This is a genomic window from Photorhabdus australis DSM 17609, from assembly GCF_000711895.1.
GTDB lineage: Bacteria > Pseudomonadota > Gammaproteobacteria > Enterobacterales > Enterobacteriaceae > Photorhabdus > Photorhabdus australis.
On sequence record NZ_KL543991.1, the window covers coordinates 10,708 to 12,927 of the forward strand.

At 60.9% G+C, this 2,220-nt stretch carries 1 protein-coding gene; it reads right to left on the reverse strand.

Going from position 1 to position 2,220, the window contains the following annotated elements; all coding sequences use genetic code 11:
• Window positions 1–2,220: hemagglutinin repeat-containing protein (locus BO26_RS21390; RefSeq protein ID WP_036775009.1), on the reverse strand; the 2,220-nt coding region annotated here is incomplete at both ends.

Below are 2,220 nucleotides of genomic sequence, written 5' to 3' on the forward strand. Positions count from 1 at the left end.
GTGCCGGTGTTGAGGGTGTTGTTGGCTTTGTCGGCCTGGCTCGCTATCACCGCGCCGTCCAGCTGGGTGTGGTCGCCGACGTGAACCTGATAGCCGCCTTTGCCGGCAAACAGTCCGGTCTGCGCCTGCACGCTGTCAGAGTTGCTGTGCAGCTTGCTGCGGCTGGCATTCAGGCTTAATGTGCCGTCCGGCTTCGGCCCCACCGTGGCACTGACGCCCGCGCTGGCATGGTGTTGCTGACTGTCATAGCGCTGGCTGTCCTGCTCACTGCTGAAGGTCAAATGACGTTTCACCTCGGCAGTTATCTGTTCGCCGCTGACCTGAGCCCCTTTGAGCGTGGTGTCCCGGCCACTGTTCAGCCCGACAGTTTGTCCCGCCTGTAACGTGGTGGCAGTGTGACTGACGCTGTTGCCGTTTTCATGGCCGTTACCCCGACTGACATTGGCCGACGCCGTCAAGCCGGTGCTGCCCGGGCCGGCGGTCAGGCCCACGCCCAGCGAGCTGCCGTGGTGGCTGTTTTTGCCGGTGGTCTGCTCGCTGTTCTGGCTGGATGAGAGCTGAATATCCCGGTGAGCATTCAGTTGCAGGTCTTTACCCGCCTGTAACTGGCTGCCCTGAATACGGATATCACCGCTTTGATTTGATGGACCTTTGCTATCCCCGTGAGCCGTTATCGTCAGGTTATCCCCGGCAGTGAGGTGGCTGCCCTGTTGGGTGGTCTGGCGGTGCTGCTGTTCTGAACGGGAAGACTGGCGACCGTAAGACAGGCTAACCCCAGCCAGATTGTTATTGCCTTTTTCGTCACTGCCCTGCGCTGCCGCCAGTCGGCCCGCCTGCACCGCTTGCACCCCGTTCAGGGCGGCTTTAGTATTCTGTAACGCTTTGAGACGCGGGTCTGCCGTCTGTTGTGCTTCATGGGCCGTTTGCACTGCGCTGTTGACGGCCCCACCTGCGGCGCCACTGAGCGCCACGGTTAAACCACTCTGTTTTTGTTCGGTTTTCGTCAACACGGTGTGATTATTTTCCGCGCTGGTGACAGTGACCTGTTGACCGGTCAGCGTCAGGTCTTGACCGGCAATCACCTCGCTGCCGTGAACCCGGAGCTGTTCTCCTGCGTTGAGGGTCACGTTACCCTGGCTGCTGCCGACCGTGCTGCCTTTATTCAGCTGGCTGTCACGGTCAGTCGTGATTTTCTGGCTGGCCTTGCCGACGGTAAAACCAAGCCCCCCGGTGCCCATCAGGCCGGATTTTTTCTCCTGCCGCCAATGGGTTTCATCGTGCGCTTCCGCGGCGGTGGTGACGGTGAGCTGATGGCCCGCGTTCAGGCTGACGTCCTGCGTACCGGCGACGTGACTGCCGCGGATATGCAGGTCTTTTCCGGCCTGGAGATTGACCTTATCGCCGCTGAATGTGGTACTCAACGCCTGTTGGTCATGCACTTCGTCGTGGGTTGCCACTGACGATGTCGACAGCCAGCTTTTGTTGGTTTGTTTACTGTGCTCCACTAAATCGGATGAAGCCGTCCCGGTGGTCAGCGTCAGGTTATTGCCGGCCTGCGCCGTCAGTTGTTGACCGGCGTTGACATGGGCGGCGGTGGCGTTCAAATCCTGCCCGGCTTGCAGGGTCACCTCCCCGGCGCCGGTTATCTGGCTGCCGATATCCTGTTGCTGGGTCAGATGGCGATAGTTCTCTTTCCCCCAGTCACCCTGTTCTGTGCGGCGCGTGCTTACGGTGTCCAGCGTCAGGTCATGGCCGGCGGTTATCCCGGTGTGACCGTCTTTTCCGGCGTTTTTCACCTCACTGGCGGTTAATTGCACATTGTTGATGGCGCTCAGCGACAGGGTGCCGTTATCGTTCTGCACATAGATGCCCGCCGGGCGGTCCAGCCAACGGTTCGCCTCATCCCCGCGCACCGTCGAAGCACTGGTGATATCGCGGCCTCGCAAGCTCACCCGGTCATCGCCCTGAATCTGGCCGCCCCGGTTGGTAATAGTCTGCTGGGCCGTCACATCCACTTTGCCGCCGCGAATAAAGCCGCTGTTGGTCAGATTGTTGGCCGTCAGGTGGGTGACGTCACGCCCGCTTATCGTGCCGCTGTTGGTGATATCGCCCTGACTGTTAAGGGCCACGCTATTCCCGGCCAGCAAGGCGCCGTCACTGCGCAGGTCGCCCGGACGGACGCGGGCGTAAACCTGCGGCACCGTCACCACTTCGGTCGTG